At 70.5% G+C, this 4065-nt stretch carries 3 protein-coding genes; 2 read left to right on the top strand and 1 reads right to left on the bottom strand.

All coding sequences use genetic code 11. From position 1 onward, the window contains the following. Positions 1-966, top strand: a 966-nt coding sequence (locus tag AC1DEY_RS22670) for a GNAT family N-acetyltransferase (RefSeq protein ID WP_476869961.1), incomplete at its 5' end; no start/stop codon positions are given. Positions 967-1060: 94 nt separating this feature from the next. Here AC1DEY_RS22670 and AC1DEY_RS22675 read toward each other — a convergent pair. After that, complete coding sequence (locus AC1DEY_RS22675; protein ID WP_476869962.1) at positions 1061-1579, bottom strand: DinB family protein; 519 nt, start codon at positions 1577-1579, stop codon at positions 1061-1063. A gap of 495 nt (positions 1580-2074) precedes the next feature. Here AC1DEY_RS22675 and AC1DEY_RS22680 point away from each other — a divergent pair, with 495 nt between their 5' ends. Then, complete coding sequence (locus AC1DEY_RS22680; RefSeq protein WP_476869963.1) at positions 2075-3898, top strand: HNH endonuclease; 1824 nt, start codon at positions 2075-2077, stop codon at positions 3896-3898. The last annotated feature ends 167 nt before the right edge of the window (positions 3899-4065 follow it).

Raw genomic sequence — 4065 nt, forward strand, 5'->3', positions numbered from 1 at the left:
GATCCCGAGTGGCAGGGGAGCGGGATCGGTACCGGGCTGTTGGGCTGGATGGAAGAACGGACCCGGGCCCGCTTCGCCGAGGACGCACGGGCGGGGGGAGATACCGACGAGGCCGGCGACGCGCGCACGGCGGCCGCCGGGGACGGCGATGTGCTGGCAGTCCCGGATCCCGAGTGGCAGGGGAGCGGGATCGGTACCGGGCTGTTGGGCTGGATGGAAGAACGGACCCGGGCCCGCTTCGCCGAGGACGCACGGGCGGGGGGAGATACCGACGAGGCCGGCGACGCGCGCACGGCGGCCGCCGGGGACGGCGATGTGCTGGCAGTCCCGGGAGTGGCGGCGGTGCTGCGCCCGAGGCTGCGGCTCTACATGGAGCAGCAGCACGAGCACCAGGCGGCCTTGTTCGCCGGGGCCGGCTACGAAGTTATCCGCTACTACAACGAGATGCACCGGCCGCTGAATCAAGGGGTCCCCGAAGTCGTTCTGGACCCGGGGATGGAGCTCGTGACGTTTGGGCCGGCGCTGCATGAGCCCGTGCGGCTGGCGCACAACTCGGCGTTCCGGGATCACTGGGGCAGCGAACCACGGGACGAGGAATCGTGGGGTTTTGTGGTGAACGATCCCCAAGCCCGGCCGGACCTGAGCGGCGTCGTACTGGACCGTTCCACCGGGACGGTGGCCGGCTACCAGCTGGCCACCCACGACGCCGAAGGRGCCCAGACCCGAGGTTTCCGTGAGGGCTACACAGAGCTCCTGGGCGTCCGKCGGGAGTTCCGAGGCCGCGGYATCGCKCAGGTGTTGCTGGCSGACGCCATGCGCCGYTTCGCCGCCGCGGGAATGGATGTGGCCTCRCTKGACGTCGATTCGGAAAACCCCACGGGTGCCCTCGCGCTTTACMTCAAGATGGGCTACGCGGCCGTCAACCGCAGCATGGCGTGGGACAAAGTTCTCCAGCCKGCGGGGTAGGGGGCCGCGCTAGGGACAGTCCTCAGGTTCGCAGACCCGCCGTCCGTCTGGTTGCTCGCCGTCTGCAGCCGCCTGGGTGCCGGCCAACSGCSTACTAGCCGTCCACGTCGTGGAGGTGATGGACGACGTCGTGCAGGAAGTACTGCGCGAAGGTCAGGACCGTGAACACCGAGCCGTTGCTCCGGGTCCCYTTACGGMCCCAATCTTCCTCTGGGACCCGTGCGAAGGACGCGGCAATTTGCTCGCCCTCGGCAGTCAGCTCGACGGCGACCACGGCTGGGTCGGCATTGGCGTAGTCCTGCTCGATTGCCGTTTTGTCCTGGTCCCAGTCATCGAACCGGGCGTCGTCCTCGGTCAGCATGAGGTTCAGGCGGTGATCGAAGAGCGTGAAGACATCCCGGACGTGGCAGCCGTACTCGAGGACGGACCACGTGGCCTCATTGGGGCGTTCCGCAGCGTCCGGCCGTCGGAGGGCAGCCCGCCACCGCGGGAGCATGCTGGTGACCATCCCGGGAGCGGTGGCGGGAGTCGCGGCGGAGGCATCGAAACCGCACTCGGGGCAGGGCCGTGACAGGACCCAGGTCCAGTCCTTGGCATCCGGAATGATAGGCATTCCAGCAGTGTAGGTGCATTTGTTCCTGCGGGCATCCCGRCCCGTTGCGGCAGCCGGTGTYTGGCGCAGTCCTGTCGCTTTTGCGGCGTTGGAACGGTGGGCGCCGCGCTGTGCGGGTGGGCCGCCGGACCGCAAGAGGATTCTCGGGCAGGGGTCTCGACGAGGGCTCCCGCGAGGCCATGCCGACCTGGCCGCCGTGTTCATCGCGGCGTTGCTGAAGGCGAAGAACGTCGTGACGCACCATGCCGACGACATGCCCGCGATCTGCGTGATGATGCCGTAGCCCGGGACGCTGTCTAAAWTGTCAGACCCCTCTGCGAGGGTTAGGTTATGGAAGCCATCAGGGATTTCATTTCTTGCGAAGACGCTGCTTGCGGGGACGYTCCTTGCGGKGAYGCGGGGCTGGGTWTGGACCCGGCYCGGCMGTCCGGCGCGGACAGCGCGCGCGGTGTCGCCAGCTCTGTTGGCATTGAGGGCTCGGGCGGCGCTGAGGGCTTGGGAAGCATCCTGGCGGCGCTGCTGGCGGTGAGTGCGACGGCGGTGGAGGACGTGGCGTCGTGGGGTTTCCGGGCCGCATCGGATTTCGCCGGGCGGGTGGAGGAGATTTCCCGCACGGCGGAGTATCTGCAGCTGGTGGCGGCCGCAGCCGTGGACCGGACCAGGAAGCAGTCCGAGGCCTCGTCTGTCTCTGCCGTCGTGGCCGTCACGTCGTGGACCACGGGCTGGCGTGAGAGCCCSGCCGGCTGGGAGACYGGCGGATCCGGRGCGCCGGACCCTGYCSGCACCCCTGYGGCAGGCACRKCCGWRTCCGATGCGGAGTCCGCKGCTGASGCGTCATCCCCGGCATCCAMGRTGGCGACGGCGGCCCCGGATGACGGGTACCGGAAYACCGCGGAGTTCCTCCGSGCGCGGCTGCGGATCGGCGCCGCGGAGGCCAGGCGCCGGCTTTCCCTGGCCGAGGGGCTGCTGCCCCGGCCGGGGCTCGCCGGACGCCAGGCACCGCCCGCGCACCCGGAGCTCGCCGCCGCCGTCGCGGCCGGAGAGGTCGCCTCCCGGGCCGCGAGCGTAATCGCGGTGGTACTGGATCGGGTCAAGCACCTGTGCGGCACCGACGCCGAGACCCGGATGGAACACGCCCTGACCCGCACGGCCGCGGAGAACGACGCCGACTTCCTGGCCCGTGTCACCCGCTCCTGGGCCGACGCGCTGGACCAGGACGGCACGGAACCATCCGAGGAACTGCTGCGCCAGCTCCAGGGCGCCTTCATCCGGCGCCGCCGCCACGGCCTGCACCACGTGGAGATCTACGCGACCACCGAACAGTTTGAACACCTCCTGACCGTCATGAACACCGGCGCCAATCCCCGCACCAACGCCACGGACGCGACGGTGCCGGCGGCTTCCCCGGCCGCTGGCACCGCCAGGCAATCCGCCGCGAGCGGCCAGGACTCCGGGGACAACACGGGCAAGGCTGCGGGYGCCGGGGAGGGTTCCGCCAGTTGGGCTGCCGGCGCTGGAGCGGCCGCAGCAGTGACCGTCRCGGGTGWTTCGGCCGCCGTCMCGGCCACGGGGAACTCCGCCGGCCCGGACAGGTTACCGGCCGAGGACCTCGGGTTACYGGGCCAGGATCCCGGRCTGCCGTCCCTGGACCTGCGCTCCCGGGCCCAGAAGCTGCTCGACGGCCTGGTCGGGGCGTGCAAGGTCGCCCTCACCACCGGGACCCTGTCCGCGACCGGCGGGCTCCGGCCCCAGATCATGGCCACCATCGACTACCGCGACTTGCTCACCCGGCTCGGCACAGCCGCCAACAACTGCGACGACGACGACGCCGGCGGGCCGGGACCGGCAGACCGGACACCCGGGACAGACTGCGGGATRGGYACCGGGKCGCTGCTGTTCACCGGGCCCGTCACCGCCTCCACCGTCCGGCAGATCGCCTGCGACGCGGACATCMTCCCCGTCCTCCTCGGCGGCGGCCGCCGGGTCCTGGACATCGGSCGGGCMTCCAGGATCTTCCCGCCCCACATCCGCAAGGYYCTCATYGCCCGGGACCGGGGCTGYGCCTTCCCCGGCTGCACMATCCCGGCCACCTGGTGCGAGGCCCACCACATCACCTACTGGTCCCGCGGCGGAACCACCGGAACSGAGAACGGCRCCCTGCTCTGCTCCCACCACCACCACGTAATCCACAAAGAACACTGGAGCATCCGGCTCACCAATGGGATCCCCTGGTTCATCCCGCCACCCCACCTCGACCCCCGCCAGGCGCCCCGCCGCAACCACTACTTCCACCCCGACGACCTCACCACCGCCGCATGACCATGGCCCGGGGGACTAGGGGTCGAACGAAACGGGATACCCGGCCGGAAATCGCCCGAATGCGTGCGGCGTGAATGGGCGCCGATGAAAGAGCTGGCGCGGGAGAGAGTGACAGGTCCCCACGGGGACAAAGTGACAGGGCGCCGCGTGACCGTGCCCCACGGGGT

This window comes from Arthrobacter sp. 05T47 (assembly GCF_056395825.1).